This is a genomic window from Streptomyces sp. NPDC031670 (assembly GCF_055580545.1).
In genome coordinates, this window is the sequence record NZ_JBVILC010000005.1 from 383,054 (window position 1) to 400,908 (window position 17,855).

The following is a 17,855-nucleotide window of genomic DNA, read 5'->3' on the forward strand; positions in this document are numbered from 1 at the left end:
CCGAGGTGTTTTCGGGGTCCCCCCGGTGGCGCGGGTCAGCCCGTGGAGCCCTGGGCGATCGCCTCCTCGACCTCCGCGACCCGCGCCGTCTCCTCCCGGCCGAACCGTTCGGCGTCCAGGCGGTCGGCGATCTCCTCGTCCTCGGCCATCAGCAGGTCGAGGTTGGAGTCGCCCAGGTCCAGCACTCCCATGTCCACGTACGCCTGCTGGAGGCGCTTGCCCCACAGGCCGATGTCCTTCACACAGGGGACGATGCGGCTGAAGAGCAGCTTGCGGAACAGGTGCAGGAACTCGTTCTGCTCCGAGAACTGCTCGGCCTCCGCCCTCGGGATGCCGAAGTTCTCCAGGACCTCCACCCCGCGCAGCCGGTCGCGCATCAGATAGCAGCCCTCGATGACGAACTCCTCGCGCTCGCGCAGCTCGGCCTCGCCGAGCTGCTTGTAGTAGTCGCGCAGGGCCATCCGTCCGAACGCCACGTGGCGGGCCTCGTCCTGCATCACATACGCCAGGATCTGCTTGGGCAGCGGTTTGTCGGTGGTGTCGCGGAGCATGCCGAACGCGGCGAGCGCGAGCCCTTCGATCAGGACCTGCATCCCGAGGTAGGGCATGTCCCAGCGGGAGTCGCGCAGGGTGTCGCCGAGCAGGCCCTGGAGGTTGTCGTTGACCGGGTAGAGCATCCCGATCTTCTCGTGCAGGAACCGGCTGTAGACCTCGGCGTGCCGGGCCTCGTCCATGGTCTGGGTGGCGGAGTAGAACTTGGCGTCCAGGTCCGGCGCCGACTCCACGATCCGCGCGGCGCACACCATCGCGCCCTGTTCGCCGTGGAGGAACTGGCTGAACTGCCAGGAGGCGTAGTGCCGGCGCAGCTCGGCCTTGTCCTTGGCGGTCAGCTTGGACCAGTGGCGGGTGCCGTAGAGGGTCATCGCCTCGTCGGGGGTGCCCAGCGGGTCGTACGGATCGACCTCGATGTCCCAGTCGATGCGTTTGGCGCCGTCCCACTGCTTGTCCTTGCCCTTCTGGTACAGGGCGAGGAGGCGCTCGCGGCCGTCGTCATAGTCCCAGCTGAAGCGGGCCGCGCCCGAGGCGGGGACCTCCCAGAGCGGGTCCTGCGGGCCGTTCACATACAGGTCGTGCGTCGACACGTGCGGCTCCTTCGCGTCGCGGATTTCCCTGACCGACCGTTACACGCGGGCTCATGGGCAGGCTCACACGTTGGTAGACGCCGGGTCAACAAGTCGGGCCCAAGGGATTGACGAGCTTGCTGACAGGCAGTCTCATAAGAGTTGACCGCCGGTAACCCCCTTCGAGGCCGACTCACCGAGGTGCCCCGCCCATGACGACCGTGACGACAAGCGACGCGCTCCGCGACGCGCTCGGACTGCTCCGGGACCGCGAGGAGGTCGCCGAGCGGCTCCTGGCGTCGTCCGCCAAGCACTCCTTCGACCCCGACAAGGAGCTCGACTGGAGCGCGCCCTTCGAGGACGGCAAGTGGTTCTGGCCGCCGGAGCTGCTCTCCCTCTACGACACCCCGATGTGGCGCCGGATGTCCGAGGACCAGCGCATGGAGCTCTCCCGCCACGAGGCCGCCTCGCTCGGCTCGCTCGGCATCTGGTTCGAGATCATCCTGATGCAGCTCCTGGTGCGCCACATCTACGACAAGCCGGTGACCAGCAAGCACGTCCGCTACGCGCTCACCGAGATAGCCGACGAGTGCCGGCACTCGATGATGTTCGCGCGCGTGATCCAGAAGGCCGGCTCGCCCGCCTACCCGGTCCCCCGGCTCTACCACAACCTCGCGCGCGTGCTGAAGACCGTCTCCACCACCCCCGGCTCCTTCGCGGCCACCCTGCTCGGTGAGGAGATCCTCGACTGGATGCAGCGGCTGACCTTCCCGGACGAGCGGGTGCAGAGCCTGATGCGCGGGGTGACCCGGATCCACGTGGTGGAAGAGGCCCGCCATGTCCGGTACGCCCGCGAGGAGTTGCGCCGCCAGATGGTCACCGCGCCCGCCTGGGAGCGGGAGCTGACCCGGGTCAGCTGCGGCGAGGCGGCCCGTGTCTTCTCCACCTGCTTCGTCAACCCCCAGGTGTACGAGAACGTGGGCCTGGACCGCCGTGAGGCCGTCGCCCAGGTGAAGGCGAGCGGGCACCGGCGCGAGGTCATGCAGAACGGCGCCAGGCGGCTCACCGACTTCCTCGACGACATCGGTGTGCTGCGCGGGGTCGGGCGCCGGCTGTGGCAGAGCTCGGGCCTACTGGCCTGAGCCCGGATGCCCTTCACTCCCGGCCAACCGCGCCCGAGCACCGGCTTCGAACCGGGACCCGGGGATTACGCTGCCCGTATGACCTCACCGGCCGCCACCCCCGCGTACCGCAGGCTCAGCGTCGAGGAGCGCCGCACCCAGCTCCTCGACGCCGCGCTGACGCTGTTCGCCCACCGGGCCCCGGAGGACGTCTCGCTCGACGACGTCGCCGAGGCCGCCGGGGTCTCCCGCCCGCTGGTCTACCGCTACTTCCCCGGCGGCAAGCAGCAGCTGTACGAGGCGGCGCTGCGCTCGGCCGCCGACGAGCTCGAACTCTGCTTCGCGCAGGCCCAGAGCGGCCCGCTGACCCAGCGCCTGACCCGCGCGCTCGACCGCTACCTCGCCTTCGTCGACGAGCACGACGCCGGGTTCTCCGCCCTGCTCCAGGGCGGCAGCGTCGCCGAGACCTCCCGGACCACCGCGATAGTCGACGAGGTGCGCCGGGCCGCCGCCGAGCAGATCCTCCTCCACCTGGGGGTGGAGAGCCCGGGTGCACGGCTGCGGATGATGGTGCGCACCTGGATCGCGGCGGTGGAGGCCGCCTCCCTCATCTGGCTCGACGAGGAGAAGCAGCCGCCGCTGCCGGAGCTGCGCGACTGGCTGGTGGACCATCTGGTGGCCCTGCTCACCGCGACCGCCGCCACCGACCCGCAGGCCGCCGCCGTCGTCCGGGCGGCCCTGGCCCTGGAGTCGGGCGACGGCCCGGCCGGACTGCTTGCCCGCCGGGTGATCCCGGTCCTCTCCGAAGCCGCCCACCTGCTCTGACGCGCGCGGCGCGGACCGTGGTGGTGTGACACTTGAGGCGTGCAGAGCGAGAACACCCTCTTCGTCGGCGGCCCCCTGGACGGGCGCGTCCTGCCCGTGCTGCTCGGCCCCACGGGCAAGCCGCCCCAGTGGTACGAGGTCCCGGTCCCGGACGCCGCCGGCGGGCCGCCGGCCGTCCACGCGTACCGGCTCGAACCCGCCGGGCACAGCAAGCGCCTGGGACTGCCGCGCGGCTGGAAGTACACCTATGTGCCCGAGGGGCGCGAGCCGCGCCGCTGGCCCTGGAGCAGGCCCCGGCCCCGGGCCTAGCCCCGGCGCGTGCTCAGCGGTGTCCGTGGGGCGCGATAGGCTCGCTGGTCCACGCCGTGCCGCAGGGGGAGTTGAACCATGGAGGCGCTGACCGCCGAGGAACCGCGCGAGCTCGGTCCGTACCGGATGCGGGCCAGACTGCGCGAGACCGGCACCGCCCGGGTCTACCTCGCCCACGGGGCGGACGGGCGCGGGGTCTGCGTCACCGCCGCCCGCCCCGACCTCGCCGCGCTGCCCGCCTTCCGCAACCGCTTCCGCGCCGAGGCACGGGCCGCCGAGCGGCTCGCCGGACCCTGGGTGCCGCCCGTCCTGGCCACCGGCCCCGAGGAGTGGCTGCCGTGGCTGGCCACCCCGTTCACGGCCGCGCTCACCCTCGCCGAGGCGGTGGCGCTCGCCGGACCGCTGCCCGAACCGGCCGTGCGCACCCTGGGCGCGGCGCTCGCCGCCACCCTGGAGCGGGCGCACGCGGTGACCGGCGAGGCCTTCCAGGGCCTGGGCCCCGACGTCGTGCTGCTCACCGCCGACGGCCCGCTGGTCACCGCCTTCGGCGTGCTCGGCGGCGCCAGCGCGGCGAGCGCCGGTGAGGGCGGCCGGCTCGGTGTCACGGTCGGCTATCTGACGCCGGAACAGGTCGCCGGGGAGCAGCCCGGCCCGGCCGCCGACGTCTTCATGCTGGGCATGCTCCTCGCGTACGCGGCGGGAGGCGCGGGGCCGTTCGACTCCGGGCCCGCCGACGCCGCCGCCCACCGCATCGCGCACGCCGTCCCCGACCTCACCCCGGTCCCGGTCGCGCTGCGCCCGCTGCTCGGGCGCTGTCTGGCCAAGTCGCCGGGGGCGCGCCCGGCCCCGGCCGAGGTGGCCGCCGAGCTGTCCCCCGGCGGCCCGGCCCCGGCGCCCGGCGCCGGCTGGCTGCCCCCGCGCCTGACGGCCGCCATCGCCGAACGGGCCGCGCAGGCCCAGGAGTTGCCCGGCGCCGTGGTGGCGGACCGGGCGCCGCGGACCGCCGCCGCGCCGCCGCTGCCCGCGCCCGGGACGAACGGGCACCCGGCCGCTCCCCCGCTGCCCGCCCGCCCGGCCCCGCAGCCCCTGCCCGTACCGCCGGAGCGGGCCCCGGCCCCGGCCGGCCCCGCCGGGGGCGTCCTGTCCCGGCTCACCGCCGACCGGCGCTCGCTACTGACGGCCGGGCTCGCGGCGGTGGCCGGGCTCGCGGTCGGCGCGGCCGGAGTGCTGGCGTTCGACGGGGACGGCACGGACGCGAAGACCCCCGCCGCCGACGGCAAGCCCGCCGCCCTCCCCCGGCCGGTGCCCGGGACGCCCCCGGCCGCCCGCTGGGGGTACGCGGTGCCCGGTGGCAAGCTCCTGGGCACCCCGCTCGTCCAGGGCGCGGTCCTGGTCGTGCCCGGCGCCGCGCTCACCGGCGTCGACCTGCGCACCGGCCGCCAGTTGTGGCACCGCCCCGAACTGGCCGGTGTCGCCCAGCTCCAGCCCGCGGGCGCGGACCCGGCGGTGGCCTTCGGCGTCGGCCCCGCTGAGTTCACCTGGTTCGCGGTGGCGGACGGCGCGGTCCGCCAGAAGGTGGCGTACGCCCGGCTCGCGCCCGGCATGGGCACCCCCGAGGTGCGTGCGAACGACGGCACGACGGTGTGGTTCACCGCCACGGCCGGCAAGGACAGCGCGCTCTACGCGTACGACATCGCGACCCGCACCGTCCTGTGGCGGCGCCCCCTGGGCCGGGGCGAAACCTTCGAGTGGACGACCTTCGCCGGCGGCCGGCTGATCTCGCGGCGCCCGGCTGCCGGCCCACCCAAGGGCGCCAAGCAGGTGCTCGCGGAGTTCTTCGCGGTCGACCCGAAGACCGGCAAGGACCTGTGGTCGCGGTCGTACGGGGCGGTGCTGCCCACCGACAACGCGGTGCTCTCGCCCGACGGCGTGCTGCTCACCACGGCGGGCGGCGGCCTCCAGGCGTACGACCTGGAGACGGCGAAGCCGCGCTGGCAGCGCGCCAGGGGCACGACGCTCTACGGAACCCCCCTGGTGGCCAAGGGAGTCGTGTACGCGCCCGACAACGGCACGAGGATCGCCGCGGTCGCGGCGGCCGACGGCCGGGAGGTGTGGGTCGGGTCCACCGACCTGGCCCCGGCGGGCGCGGTGGAAACCCACGCGGTGGCGAGCGCGTCCGGCCGTACGGTCCTGGCGCTCGACCCGTTCCAGGTGACCGCGCTGGACGCGGCGAGCGGCGAGCGGCTGTGGAAGTTCCAGGACGCGGGCGCCAAGGAGCAGTTGGCGGACCGGGGAGGCTACCGGGCGGTGGCGGCGGGCGCGGACACGGCGGTGGTGTGGCACGGGACGACGCTGTACGCGCTGCCGGTGCGCTAGGGCACCGCGGGCGAGATCCGGGGCCGCTCGGAACCACCCGTAGCCGTACCGGGCCGGATCGGCAAGCGCCCGCACCGGGGTTCGGCCGTACGGGGGGAGTATTCGCACCATTCACCCGGCTCGGCGCGCACCCCGCCGGATCACCGTGCCACCATCCGACCGGAGGTGAGCACGTGTCAGAAAGATCCCTGCGTACGGTGTGCACGGCGGCGGCCGTCGCCGCGGCGCTCGTGTCGGCGGTCCCCACGGCGCAGGCCGCACCCACTCCGCCCCGGAGTCCGGTGACCGGTCTGCTGACCCAGATGCAGACGCTGTACCGGCAGGCCGAGGAGGCCTCCGAGGCGTACAACGCGGCCGAGGAGCAGCTGAAGCTGCGCGCGGCGGACGAGAAGAAGGTGGCGGCCGGGCTGACCCGGGCGCGGATCGCGCTGGCCCGCAGCCGCGAGGCGGCGGGGCGCCTGGCCCGGGAGCAGTACCAGGGCCGCAGTGAACTCTCCGCGTACCTGCGGCTGTTGCTGGCCCGCGACCCGCAGGGGGCGCTCGACCAGGGCCATCTGATGCGGCGCGCCACGGACGAGCACCGGGTCGCGCTGGCGCGGCTCGCGCGCACGGAGAAGCAGGCGGACGCGCTCGCCCGGGAGGCGCGCAGGGCGCTGGACGAGCAGGCGACGCTGGCCGCACGCAAGCGCCGGGCGCGGGACGAGGTGCGGGCGCGCCTGGCGGACGTGGAGGGCCTGCTGGCGTCGCTGAGCGAGGAGCGGTTGGCCGAGCTCGCCGCGCTGGAGCGGGAGGGCACGGCGAAGGCGCAGCGGGATCTGCTGGCGACGGGGGCGCTGAGCGGGGTACGGGCGCCGTCGCCGGAGGGCGAGGAGGCGGTGCGGTACGCGGTGGGGCAGGTGGGCAAGCCGTATGTGTGGGGGGCGGAGGGGCCGTCCTCGTACGACTGCTCCGGCCTGACCTCGCAGGCGTGGGCGCACGCGGGGCGCGCGATCCCGCGCACCTCGCAGGAGCAGTGGGCTTCGCTGCCGAGGGTGCCGCTGCGGGCGCTCCGGCCCGGGGACCTGGTGGTGTACTACCCCGGGGCGACCCATGTGGCGATGTACGTCGGGGACGGGATGGTGGTGCAGGCGCCGCGGCCCGGGACGCGGGTGACGGTCTCGCCGATCGCGTCGAACCCTCTGCTGGGGGCGGTGCGGCCGGATCCGGGGGCGGGGGCGGGGGATTCGGACGAGGGGGACGCGGCGGATGCGCCGCCGGAGGAGTAGCCCCCGCCGCGCCCCGGACCCCGTCTCGTGTTCGTCCGCGGGCCGGTGGGGGCCGGTCGCGCAGTTCCCCGCGCCCCTGAAAGGCTCGGCCGCGCCCTCGCGCCCGTCCTCGCCGGTACCCCCGCGGGGGCGCGGGGAACTGCGCGGCCGGCCAACCATCCACCCGCAGACGAACTCCCGGGCCCGGGGTTACGCCCCGGAGACCTCCGCCAGGTACGCCCGTGCCTTCTCCTCCTCGAAGAAGTAGTTCTCGAAGTCCGACGGGTCGTCGAAGCCGTTCGCGAAGCGGTCCGCCACCGGCTGGAGTTCGGACGCCGCGCCGATCAGCTGGAGGACGTGCTCCGGCGGCACCCCCAGCATCGCGTTCGTCCACTTCACCACGGGCTGCGCGGTCGTCCAGTACCGCTCGAACGTCTCCCGCATCCACGCCTCGTCGAACGCCTCCTCCCCGTGCTCCACGATGGACGCGAGGTAGGACGCCGCGCACTTGGCCGCCGAGTTGGAGCCCTGGCCGGTGATGGGGTCGTTGGCGACGACCACGTCGGCCACGCCCAGGACGAGGCCGCCGCCGGGCAGCTTGGCGACGGGGTTGCGGACGGTGGGCGCGTACCGGCCCGCCAGCGTGCCACCGGCATCGGTCAGTTCGACCTTCGTCGCCCGCGCGTACTCCCACGGCGTGAAGCGCTCCATCAGCTCCAGCGTCAGCGACAGGTGCTCGCCCGGGTCCGTGACCCCCTGGAAGACGTCGAGCGGACCGCCGGGGATGCCCTCCCAGAAGAGGATGTCGGCCCGGCCGGACGTGGTCAGCGTCGGCATCACGAAGAGCTCGCCCACCCCCGGCACCAGGTTGCAGCGGACCGCGTCGAAGTCGGGGTGCTCCGGGCGCGGGCCGAGCCCGTGCACATAGCTGACCGCGAGCGCCCGCTGCGGCTCGGTGAACGGTGAGCGCGAGGCGTCGCGGCCGAACATGGACACCAGCTCGCCCTTGCCCGCCGACACCAGCACCAGGTCGTAGGTGCGGGCGAAGAAGTCGAGGTCGGAGACGGCCGCGCCATGGATCACCAGCTGGCCGCCGCGCTGCGCGAACGTCTCCATCCAGCCGGCCATCTTCACGCGCTGGTCGACGGACTGCGCGTAGCCGTCGAGGCGGCCGACCCAGTCGATGGGGCGGGAGGCGTCGGGGGCGGCCACCGAGACGCCCAGGCCCTCGATGCGCGGGGCCTGGGACTCCCAGAAGTTCAGGCCGAGGTCCCGCTCGTGCTGGAGCGCCGTGTGGAACATGCACTGCGTCGACATGACCCGCCCGGAGCGGATCTCGTCGGCCGTGCGGTTGGACATCAGGGTGACCTCGTACCCCTTCGACTGGAGTCCGAGGGCCAGCTGGAGCCCGGACTGACCGGCCCCGACTATCAGGATTCTGCGCATGCGAATGTGCTCCGATACGTCAGCAGATACGAAACAGGGAAGGAGGGAAGACAGGAAGGGAGGGGAGAAGCGCGGGTCGGGCTTCCGATGGGTCGCGTCCCGCTACTCCGGCAGCTCTTCCAGCGCGTGCGCCACCAGACTCAGCAGTGACTCGACCACGGTGATCCGGTCGCGCGCGTCCATGATCACGACGGGGATGTGCGGCGGCACCGTCAGCGCCTCCCGGACGTCCTCCGGCTCGAAGGACTCCGTGCCCTCGAAGTGGTTGACCGCCACGATGTACGGCAGGCCGCAGCTCTCGAAGTAGTCGAGCGCGGGGAAGCAGTCGGAGAGCCGGCGGGTGTCCGCGAGCACCACCGCGCCGATGGCCCCGCGCACGATGTCGTCCCACATGAACCAGAAGCGCTGCTGCCCGGGTGTGCCGAACACGTACAGGACGAGGTCGTCGTCGAGCGTGACGCGGCCGAAGTCCATGGCCACGGTCGTGGTGGTCTTCTCCGGGGTCGACGAGAGGTCGTCCGTGTCCTCGCTCGCCCGGGTCATCACCGCCTCCGTCTGGAGCGGTGTGATCTCCGAGACGGACGACACGAACGTCGTCTTGCCCACGCCGAAGCCGCCCGCGACGACCACCTTGGTGGCGATGGGCGCCCGGGTGCGGTCCTGCTGCCAGGGCTGCAGCTCCTCCTCGGCGGACGCGGGCGCCGGTGGTGCGCCGGGCGCCAGGAGTTCAGAGGCGGCGGAGTCCACTCATGACCCTTTCGAGCAGCGCGCGGTCGGGCCGCCCGGGGCCGTGCCCGGTCCCGTACACACGGATTCTTCCCTGGTCGGCCAGGTCGCTCAGCAGCACCCGGACGACCCCCAGCGGCATGCGCAGCAGCGCCGAGATCTCCGCGACCGTACGCATCGCACGGCAGATCTCCACGATCGCCCGCATCTCCGGCATCAGCCGCAGCGGCGACCCGCCCAGCGCCCTGCGCTCCTCGGGGGCCTCGATGGCCGCCACGAAGGTCTCCACGAGCAGGACGTGGCCGAAGCGGGTACGGCCGCCGGTCAGGCTGTACGGGCGGACCCGCGCCGGTTTGGAGCCGGCTCCGCGTATCGGCAGTTTGGGGGCGGACGAGGTCACTGGACGGCCTCCATCGACTGGCGCAGCTCGCTGCGGAGTTCGGGGGTGAGCACATGTCCGGCGCGGCCGACGAAGAGGGCCATGTGGTACGCGACGACGCTCACGTCGCAGTCCGGGGTGGCGTGCACCCCCAGCAGGGAGCCGTCGCTGATCGACATGACGAAGACGCTGCCCTCCTCCATCGCGACCACGGTCTGTTTGACGCCGCCGCCGTCCATGAGCCGCGCGGCCCCGTGGGTGAGGCTGCCGATGCCGGAGACGATGGTGGCGAGGTCGGCGCTGGAGCCGCGCGGGCCCTCGCGGCGGGGCTCGGTGCGGGTCTGCCGCTGGTCCGGGTCGGACGAGAGCAGGAGCAGGCCGTCGGAGGAGACGACCGCCACCGACAGCAGGCCGGGCACCTCCTCGACCAGGTTCCGCAGCAGCCAGTGCAGATTGCGGGCTTCACTGCTCAGTCCGAACGTGCCGGTGCCGGTCGCGGTCAACTGCGTGCCTCCTCGACTGTCTCCCCCGTCTGTGGCCTCTGGGTCTTCTTCTCGTCTTCGCTCGGTGTTTCCCGTACTTCCTGGATCTCGGTCTCGGCGTGCCTGCGGCCCTCCAGGGCCCCCTGCTGGAACCCGCCTAGCCGCCGCCGGAGCGCGTCGGCCATCTCGGTGCCGCCCTTGCGCTGCGCGGGGGCGGCGGGGCCCTGCTTGACCACCTTAGGGGTGCGCTTGGGCAGGCCCTTGTCCGTGACGCGCTGGGCGGGGACGGTGGGGCCGGGCTCCGCCTCCGGTTCCGGTTCCGGTCGGGGTTCCGCCTCCGGTTCCGGTCGCGGTTCCGGTCGGGGTTCCGTCCCCGGCTCCGTCTCTTCGGACTGCGTCGCGGGGAGGCGCATCTCGAACGTCGGCTCGTCCACCCGCCCGTGCTCTTCCGCCTCCGCTTCCGGCTCCGCGTCGGCCGCTTCCGGCTCCCGCGCCCGCACCGGCTCGGGCGCCCGCGTCGGCAGCGGGATCTGCGCCGTGCGCTCCGCCCGCTCGGGCAGCACGTTGGAGTTGGCCTCCGCCAGCGCGCCCGGCAGCGTGAAGCGCGGCGCGTCGCCCTGGGCCGGTACCACGTGCGGCGCCGCCGGGGGCGCCTTCGGCAGGATCGCCTCGGGCAGCACGACGACCGCCGCCAGCCCGCCCTGCTTCTGCTCGCGCAGCTCGATCCGGACGCCGTGGCGCCGGGCGAGCAGCGCGGCGACATGCAGTCCGAGCCCGCCGGACTCGGTGCCGGGCTCCCCCGGCTCGTACGAGGAGGGGTCCGCGAGCCGCATGTTCAGCTCGGTGCGGCGGGCCGGGTTCACGCCTATGCCCTCGTCCTGGACCGAGAGCATGACCTCGCCGCTCTCCAGCTGCCAGCCCGAGAGCTGGACCTGCGCGTCCGGCGGGGAGAAGGAGGTGGCGTTCTCCAGGAGCTCGGCGACCAGATGGCTGAGGTCGTCGGCGGCGAACCCGGCCACCTGGGCGTGCGGGGGCAGGGCCTGGATGACGACCCGCTCGTACCGCTCGATCTCGCTCACGGCGGCCCGCAGGACATCGACGAGCGGGACCGGTCCGGGGTGGTTGTGGTGGTGCTCGGCGCCCGCGAGGACCAGCAGGTTCTCGCCGTGGCGGCGGATGACCGTGGCCATGTGGTCGAGCTTGAAGAGCGTGGCGAGCTGCTCCGGGTCCTGCTCGTGCTCCTCCAGGCCCTCGATGATGCCGAGCTGGCGCTCGACCAGGCCGAGGCTGCGCAGGCCCAGGTTGACGAAGGTGTGCTGCATGGTCCCGCGCGCCCGCTCCAGCCGCGCGGTCAGCTCCCGTACGGACGCCGTCAGTTCGGCGCGTTCGGCGGCGAGGCCGACCTGCTCCGCGCGGGCCTCGTCCAGGTGCGCGCCGAGGGTGTCGGCGCGGTCCGCGTGCTCGCGCAGCCGCTCGTGGAGCGTGTTGAGGGACCGTACGACCTGGGCGAACTCGTCGTTGCGGCCGGTGAAGCGGACCGGCTCCCGCGTCTCGGGGTCGTCGGCGAGGCGGGCCGCGCCGCGCCGGAGCACCGCGAGCGGCCGGGTCAGGCTGCGGGCGGTGGCGGAGGAGATGCCGACGGCGAGCAGCAGCAGCGCGCCGATGAGGGCGACCCGCAGCTCCAGGCCGGTCACGTCGTCGTCGCGCAGCGACTCGAACCGCTTCACCTCGGCGGCGGCGAGCGCCGACTCGGTGCCGCGCATCCGGTCGATGCGGGCGGTGAGCGCGGTGGCGACCTTGTCGGCTCCCAGCTTGCGGTCCGAGGGGCTGAGTTGCGGCTGGTCGGTGAGGCGGGCCAGATAGCGTTCGGCCGCGTCCACGTCCGGGCCGGTGACCGTGGTGGAGAGCTTCTCGCGGGCGGTGGCGGGGGCGGACTGGTCGAAGTCGGCGAGCGCGGACTGCTCACGCACCCGCGCCTGCTGCCCGGCGGCGCTCAACGCGTCCCGGGTGCGCCCCTCTTCGCCGTCGCCCGTGTCCTTCTGGACGTACCGCCCGGTGATCGGGTCGTAGACCGGGGTGGCGGCCTTCTGCGGCACCGAGAGCGCGGCGACCAGCAGGCCCCGGGCGGCGGAGGCCTGTTCGACGGCGCGGCCGAGGTCGGCCGGGGCGCGGCCGGCGCCGGCGGCGCGCGCGGGGGTCCGGGCGGCCAGTTCGTCGGCGAGGCCGAGCAGCTTGGTGATGACGTCGGAGTAGGTGCGGTGCGCCTCCAGGGCGGTGCCCTTGCCGGTCAGCGCGGTGCGGCGGAGCGAGGGCACGGTGGCCAGGTCGCGGCCGAGGGCGGCGGGGGCGGTGGCGCGGATCTCGTCGACGCGGCGGTCGACGCGGGTGGCACGGTCCTTGAGGGCGGCGTCCTCGCGGGGGTCGCGCCCGCCGGCGATGTAGGCGGTGACGTCGTCGCGTTCGTCGGCGAGGGCGTGGGCCAGGGTGACGGCCTGCTGGTCGAGCTCGGCCAGGGTGACCAGGCGCTGGGACTCGTTGAGGTCCGAGGAGGCGGTGAGCAGCGCGGGGGTGCCCGCCCCCAGGACGGTGAGGGAGACCAGGGCGACCGAGGTGACCAGCCGGGTCCGTACGCGCACGGGGCGCCCGGCGACGGGTTCCGTCGTGGCGTGCTCGGTGCCCTTGACGGTCTCGCCGTCCTTGCCCCGAGGCCGCTTGTTCTGCACCGGTGCTCTCAATCTTGACTCGTCCACCATGAAGCCGAGGTGACGACCGGTCATGCGTCTCGTGCGTCGTGTGCGACGCGTTCCCACCTCTGCACGGCTTCCGACCATTCCAGTGGTTTTGGGAAGGAGGCATGCAACATCCACTCCGCCACCCGAACGAGTGAACAACACTCAGGAGTTGGCCTTCAACTCCCGCGGAATGCCCGCCCCCGCTCGTGTGGGAGGCCGGTTGGAACTTCCGCGCGGGCTTTGGCAGGATGCCCGCCCACAGCTTTCCCCCGGGCCTCTCGCCAGGGCCGCGGGGCGCCTACCGGTCAACTGGTCCAGGCCAATTGGCCGTCATGGGGGCGCTGTGAAGGTGTCGTGCAGACTGACTCCATGCGCATCGAGCTCGCCACGGCCCCCGGAGGCCCCGCACGCCCCAACGAGGACTGGGCCGCCACCGCGCTGCCCGCCGCCGGGCGGGGCGGGGTGCTGGTGGTGCTCGACGGGGTGACCCCGCCGCCGGGCAACGGCGACTGTGTGCACGACGTGCCCTGGTTCACCGCCCGGCTCGGCGGCGCCCTGACCGAACTGTCCGGTTCGCGGCGCGACCTGCCGCTGACGCGGATCCTCGCGGAGTCCATCCGGCGCACCGCCGACGCCCATCGGGGTACCTGTGACCTTTCTCACCCGCGCACCCCTCAGGCAACCGTGGTCCTGGCGCGTTGGGACGAGGAGGCGGTGGAGCATCTGGTGCTCTCCGACTCCGCGCTGCTCCTTCAGTCCCCGGACGGTACGGTCCGGGCGGTCCTGGACGACCGGCTCGACCGCCTCCCGGCCGGCCTGCTCGTCTCGGACGAGGTGGCCGACGCCCGCGCCCGCAACAAGGAGGGCGGCTTCTTCACCGCCGCCGCGGACCCCTCGGTGGCCACTCTGGCGGTCACGGGCCGTACCCCGGTCCGGGAGGTGCGCGCGCTGGCCGCGCTAACGGACGGCGCGACGCGGTGGGTGGAGACCTTCCGCGAGGGCGACTGGGCGGACTGTCTGGCGCTGACGGCCAAGACGGGCCCGCAGGGCCTGATCGACCGGGTGCGGGAGCTGGAGCGCGCGGACGCCGACGCCGGCCGTACGTATCTGCGGCGCGGCAAGACGCACGATGACGCCACCGCCGTGTACGTCGAGCTCTGAGGCTCGGGCTGCGGGGCCGGGGCGTGTCGTACGGTTCCCGGCGCTGCTAGGGGCGCGGGGCGCCCGGCTCCTGCATGTCGGCCCTCGCGTTCAGCTGGTGCAGCAGCCTCGCCAGCTCCGCGATCTCCCCGCGGTCCCAGTCGGCCAGCTTGGTGACGTACTGGGCGCGGCGGGCGTCGCGGACCCGGCGGAAGCGGTCCAGGCCCTCCTCGGTGAGGCGCACCAGCGAGGCGCGCCCGTCGGCCGGGTCCGGCTCGCGCGCCACCAGACCCAGGTCCTCCAGGGCGCGCAGCTGGCGGCTCATGGTCGCCTTGCCCACGCCGAAGTACGCGGCGAGTTCGGTGGCCCGCTGCGGGCCGCCCTCCTCCAGGCGCACGAACAGCCCGTAGGCCGCGGCCTCCAGCTCGGGATGGACCGCGCGGGCCATCTCGCCGGAAGATGCCCTGGCACGCCTCAGGAAGACCGCCAGCTCGCGTTCGAGTGCGAGAAACTCCTGGTCCGGACCGTGCACATCAGCTCCCATTCCACGCTGCCTGGACGGGACAGTATTTCCCAGTCCCCTGTGGCCCGGGCCCCCGGCGTCGTGCGCCGGGGGCCCTTTGGCTCAATCACGTGCCGCGCCCGGAGCGCGTTCAGCAGGTGCCGGCCGGCCGCTCCCGGGTGACCAGGTCCGTCCAGCCGCTGGTGCCGTCCAGCCACACGACCTGACGGCCGCCCGCGGCGGACGGGTACAGCTGCTCCCCGCGGTTGCAGGACAGGCGCTCCCTGCGGGTGCCGTCGGCGCTCAGCTGCCACAGCTTGGGCAGCGTCTCGTTGCGGTACTGGGTGTCCGGCAGCGTGCTGTTCACCGTGACGGCGTCGTCCGAGGCCGTCAGGTCGAACGGGAACAGCGCGCCGGGTCCGGCCTCGGCCTGGAGATCCACCGCGTTGGTGCCGTCGAGGTCCGCGCGGCGCACCGCCAGCTGTCCCTGGTCGGCCAGGTTCTCGTCGACCAGCCAGAACACGTTCTTGCCGGTGATGCCGGTCTGGCCGATCGCCTGCGGCTCACCGAGCTGCCGCACGAGCCCGGTGGTGCCGGTGGCGAGGTCGTACGTCTCCACGCCGAGCTTGTAGTCGTCGCCGCTCGTGTAGAGCTTGGCGTAGGCGATCCTGCCGTCGCGCAGCGAGGGCAGCGCGCTGCCGAGCTCGGGCTTGCCGCCGTCCACCAGGGTGGGTTCGCGGTCGCCGGGCCGCAGGAAGCCGACGTGCCGTCCGCCGAAGGTGTCGAACTCCTCGAAGACCACCGTGCCGTGGTCGACACGAATGTTCTGGACGGTGGTGGACGAGGTGTGGAGCGTCTTGACGGGGCCGCCGGCGAGCGGCCGGGAGAGGATGTCGACGCTCGTGGTGCCGAACGCCGCCCAGACCACCGTCCTGCCGTCGGTGGCCGGATACACGTGGTAGCGCCCGTCGTTGGGGCTGATCAGCTTGGGCGCGCCCCGGCCGTCGACGCGTCCGGCGTAGACCGAGTAGGCCTCGGTGCCGTCGTCGTTGGACCGGGAGGTGGCCCACCAGCCGCCGCCCGCGGCCGTGCCCGTGCCGGTGGTGTTGAGCTTGCCGAAGAGGCGGTCGGAGTCGACGCCGAGGGCGTTCTCCCAGCCGGGCACGATGCCGTGGGCGCTGAACGACCGCTTGACCACGTTCTGCTGCCTGGCGGACAGCCCCATGTCCTTGGCCGCCGCGACCACCGCGTTGCGGGCCTCGGTGTAGCCGTCCAGCGGGGTCATGTACGTGGAGAGCGCCTTGTAGACGAGCCGGTCCGCGAGGAAGGGATCCTTCGGGTCGAGGTCCTGGCGGATGTCCCACAGGGCGCCGGAGAAGATCGTCGAGTTGAGGTGGACGCCGCCGTTGTCGGTGGAGAAGGTGACGCCGAGGTAGTCCTTGGCCGTGGTGCGGCCGTCGTTGAGGTCGCGGAAGGCGCAGTCGCGGGGCTTGGCGGTGCGGCACAGGTTCTCGCCGAGGAGCCCGGAGTCCGGGTCGTCCATCCTCGTACCGCTCGCGGTGGTGTCGATGGCATTGCCGAAGTAGTCCGCGAGCGCCTCGTTGAGGGCGCCGGACTGGCCCGCGTAGACCAGGTTCGCGGTGTTCTCGACCACCCCGTGGGTCATCTCGTGGCCGACGACGTCGAGGTCGGCGGAGAGCGTCCGGTACTGGTCGTCGCCCGCGCCGTACACCATCTTCTGGCCGTCCCAGAAGGCGTTGACGAACGGGCCGCCCGCGTAGGTGACGCCCACCAGCGAGTTGATGGTCATACCGCGCCCGTCGAGGCTGTCGCGGCCGTGCACCTTCTTGTAGTAGTCGTAGACCTGTCCGGCCGCCCAGTGGGCGTCGACCGCGCCCGACTCGGTCGCGTCGCCGCTGTAGTCGGGGGACGGGTTGGTGAACTCCTTGAGCCCGTCCGGCCAGCGGCCCGAGGCGTCGTCGACGTCGACCGCGCGGGCGTCCCAGGTGTGCAGGGTGTTCTTGCTGGTGGCCGCCATGTGCGCGTAGTCGACGAGGCTGTACTGCCGGGCGCTTTGGTCGAAGGCCACCTCCAGCGGGACCCGGTCGCCGTTGGAGCGGACGCCGGTGCCGCTGGTGCCGGGGCCCGGTACGGCGGCGGGTGCCTGCCGTACGGCGGCCCTGCTCGCCGCCGGGCGCGCGGGCAGGTCCCCGGTGAGCGTCCTGATCAGGCTGTACTGGAGCACCGGGAAGCCCGCGCGGGCGTCGACGTACACGTCCTGGAGGACCGGCCGGCCGGTGGCGGTGTCGGTGCCGCGCACGGTGACGCGGTAGGTGAGCACGCCGGCGCCCCGGGGGATGACGACCAGGCCCTTGGCCCGTCCGCTGAGCGCGGCGGCGGCCGGGGTCTTCGCGTTCCCGGCGGGCCGGGCGTCCTTCTTGCCGAGGGTGGCGCCGCCGAGGCGGGCGGCGACCGAGGAGACGGCCCGGCGCACGGCGAGGTCCTCGGTGACGGTCGCCGTCGTGGTGGTGGTCAGCTGGGTGAAGTACTTGCCGGAGGTGCCGGTGACGACGCGCCTGCCGTCCTTCTTCTCCATCCGCACCACGTACTGGCCGCCAAGCACCTCCACGCCGTGGTGCTTCTGCTGGAGCCGTACGGTCTCGTCCGCGCCCTGCCGCAGGGTCTGGACGGGGGTGAGGTCGCGGCCGGGGTCGGCTATCCGGTAGCGGCTCTCCTCGGCGGCGAGGTGGCGGCGGGCCGCGTCGGCGGGCGCGGCCTCGGCGTCGGCGCGCTCGTGGAGGCCGTCCACGAGGGCGGGCGTCTCGGTGCCCGCGCCGGGCACCACGTCGACGGCCGGGGCCTGCCGCGCGGGTGCGGCCTGGGCGGCCGGTACGGCGGTGGCGAGGAGGGCGGCGGCCCCGAGGACGGCGGCGACCCCCGCGCCCCGGGCCGGTGAACCGGCCGTCCTGCTCCCCCGGGTGCTGCCTGCTCCGGCTCTGCCTGCTCTGGGCTTGTGCAAGGTCGTTCCTCCACGGGCCGATGCGGGTCGCCTCCCGCGGACGGCGTCGGCCGCGCGGGAGGCCGGTGGCGCCGGTGGGCGCCGACTGGTCATGACCATGCAAGCCGGTGGGGCCCGAACTCCTCAACGGGGCCTCTGCGTTGGCAGGGGATCTTTGGCGTGAACGCGACCCGGGGCATCCGCCGGGAGCCGGGCGGCACGGCCGGGCCGCGGCGCCCGGCGGCCAACTGCCCACGGCTGAAAGTTACTTGCGGCCCGGACCGGTCGGCCCAGCTCGCGACCGCCCCGGCCACCCCGCCAGAGGCCTGGGCCAATGACAGTCCGGCAGGCTCTTTCGCGTCACGGTCTACGTGCGTAGCTTCTCCCGTATGACATGTCCACAACGACATGTCGATCCCCCGGCACGTCCCCCCACCCTCGCCTTTCGGAGGCA

The 17,855-nt window shown here is 73.6% G+C and carries 14 protein-coding genes; 6 read left to right on the top strand and 8 right to left on the bottom strand.

The annotated features are described in order from the left end of the window. Positions 1 to 35: 35 nt before the first annotated feature. A complete protein-coding gene (locus ACZ5ID_RS13215; RefSeq protein WP_468896863.1) occupies positions 36 to 1,142 on the bottom strand; it encodes a ferritin-like domain-containing protein in 1,107 nt (368 codons plus the stop codon). A 191-nt stretch (positions 1,143 to 1,333) separates the two neighbouring features. Here ACZ5ID_RS13215 and ACZ5ID_RS13220 point away from each other — a divergent pair, with 191 nt between their 5' ends. From ACZ5ID_RS13220 to ACZ5ID_RS13240, 5 genes are all read left to right on the top strand, one after another. Beyond that, a complete protein-coding gene (locus ACZ5ID_RS13220) occupies positions 1,334 to 2,263 on the top strand; it encodes an AurF N-oxygenase family protein (RefSeq protein ID WP_468896865.1) in 930 nt (309 codons plus the stop codon). Between the two features lie 78 nt (positions 2,264 to 2,341). Beyond that, positions 2,342 to 3,067, top strand: coding sequence for a TetR/AcrR family transcriptional regulator (locus ACZ5ID_RS13225; protein ID WP_468896867.1), 726 nt, complete (start codon positions 2,342 to 2,344; stop codon positions 3,065 to 3,067). 39 nt (positions 3,068 to 3,106) lie between these two features. Then, entirely contained in the window at positions 3,107 to 3,376 is a 270-nt protein-coding gene (locus tag ACZ5ID_RS13230) for a hypothetical protein (RefSeq protein WP_468896869.1), read from the top strand. Positions 3,377 to 3,454: 78 nt separating this feature from the next. Further along, positions 3,455 to 5,752 carry an outer membrane protein assembly factor BamB family protein gene (locus ACZ5ID_RS13235; protein ID WP_468896871.1) on the top strand — a complete coding sequence of 766 codons (2,298 nt, stop codon included), beginning with the start codon at positions 3,455 to 3,457 and terminating at the stop codon, positions 5,750 to 5,752. A 173-nt stretch (positions 5,753 to 5,925) separates the two neighbouring features. Beyond that, positions 5,926 to 7,017, top strand: coding sequence for a C40 family peptidase (locus ACZ5ID_RS13240; protein WP_468896873.1), 1,092 nt, complete (start codon positions 5,926 to 5,928; stop codon positions 7,015 to 7,017). A gap of 189 nt (positions 7,018 to 7,206) precedes the next feature. Here ACZ5ID_RS13240 and ACZ5ID_RS13245 read toward each other — a convergent pair whose 3' ends face one another. The 5 genes from ACZ5ID_RS13245 to ACZ5ID_RS13265 all read right to left on the bottom strand — a co-directional run bounded on the left by ACZ5ID_RS13245 (position 7,207) and on the right by ACZ5ID_RS13265 (position 12,752). Continuing rightward, positions 7,207 to 8,442, bottom strand: a complete 1,236-nt coding sequence (locus ACZ5ID_RS13245) for a styrene monooxygenase/indole monooxygenase family protein (protein WP_468896875.1) — start codon at positions 8,440 to 8,442, stop codon at positions 7,207 to 7,209. Positions 8,443 to 8,544: 102 nt separating this feature from the next. Continuing rightward, positions 8,545 to 9,189 carry a GTP-binding protein gene (locus tag ACZ5ID_RS13250; RefSeq protein ID WP_468896877.1) on the bottom strand — a complete coding sequence of 215 codons (645 nt, stop codon included), beginning with the start codon at positions 9,187 to 9,189 and terminating at the stop codon, positions 8,545 to 8,547. Then, entirely contained in the window at positions 9,170 to 9,568 is a 399-nt protein-coding gene (locus ACZ5ID_RS13255; protein WP_468896879.1) for a DUF742 domain-containing protein, read from the bottom strand. The genes ACZ5ID_RS13250 and ACZ5ID_RS13255 overlap by 20 nt, the downstream gene beginning before the upstream one ends. Further along, positions 9,565 to 10,050: a roadblock/LC7 domain-containing protein gene (locus ACZ5ID_RS13260; protein ID WP_468896881.1), complete on the bottom strand. Its 486-nt coding sequence runs from the start codon at positions 10,048 to 10,050 to the stop codon at positions 9,565 to 9,567. The genes ACZ5ID_RS13255 and ACZ5ID_RS13260 overlap by 4 nt, the downstream gene beginning before the upstream one ends. Then, positions 10,047 to 12,752: a sensor histidine kinase gene (locus ACZ5ID_RS13265; RefSeq protein ID WP_468896951.1), complete on the bottom strand. Its 2,706-nt coding sequence runs from the start codon at positions 12,750 to 12,752 to the stop codon at positions 10,047 to 10,049. The genes ACZ5ID_RS13260 and ACZ5ID_RS13265 overlap by 4 nt, the downstream gene beginning before the upstream one ends. A 378-nt stretch (positions 12,753 to 13,130) precedes the next feature. Here ACZ5ID_RS13265 and ACZ5ID_RS13270 point away from each other — a divergent pair, with 378 nt between their 5' ends. Beyond that, positions 13,131 to 13,922 carry a hypothetical protein gene (locus ACZ5ID_RS13270; protein ID WP_468896953.1) on the top strand — a complete coding sequence of 264 codons (792 nt, stop codon included), beginning with the start codon at positions 13,131 to 13,133 and terminating at the stop codon, positions 13,920 to 13,922. A gap of 46 nt (positions 13,923 to 13,968) precedes the next feature. On the opposite strand, the gene ACZ5ID_RS13275 is transcribed toward ACZ5ID_RS13270, so the two are convergent. Then, on the bottom strand, positions 13,969 to 14,445 hold the full coding sequence (locus tag ACZ5ID_RS13275; RefSeq protein WP_406554249.1) for a MarR family winged helix-turn-helix transcriptional regulator: 477 nt from the start codon (positions 14,443 to 14,445) through the stop codon (positions 13,969 to 13,971). A gap of 109 nt (positions 14,446 to 14,554) precedes the next feature. Further along, the gene (locus tag ACZ5ID_RS13280; RefSeq protein ID WP_468896884.1) at positions 14,555 to 17,422 is read right to left on the bottom strand and encodes a M4 family metallopeptidase; all 2,868 of its coding nucleotides are present in this window, start codon (positions 17,420 to 17,422) and stop codon (positions 14,555 to 14,557) included. Between the last annotated feature and the right edge of the window lie 433 nt (positions 17,423 to 17,855).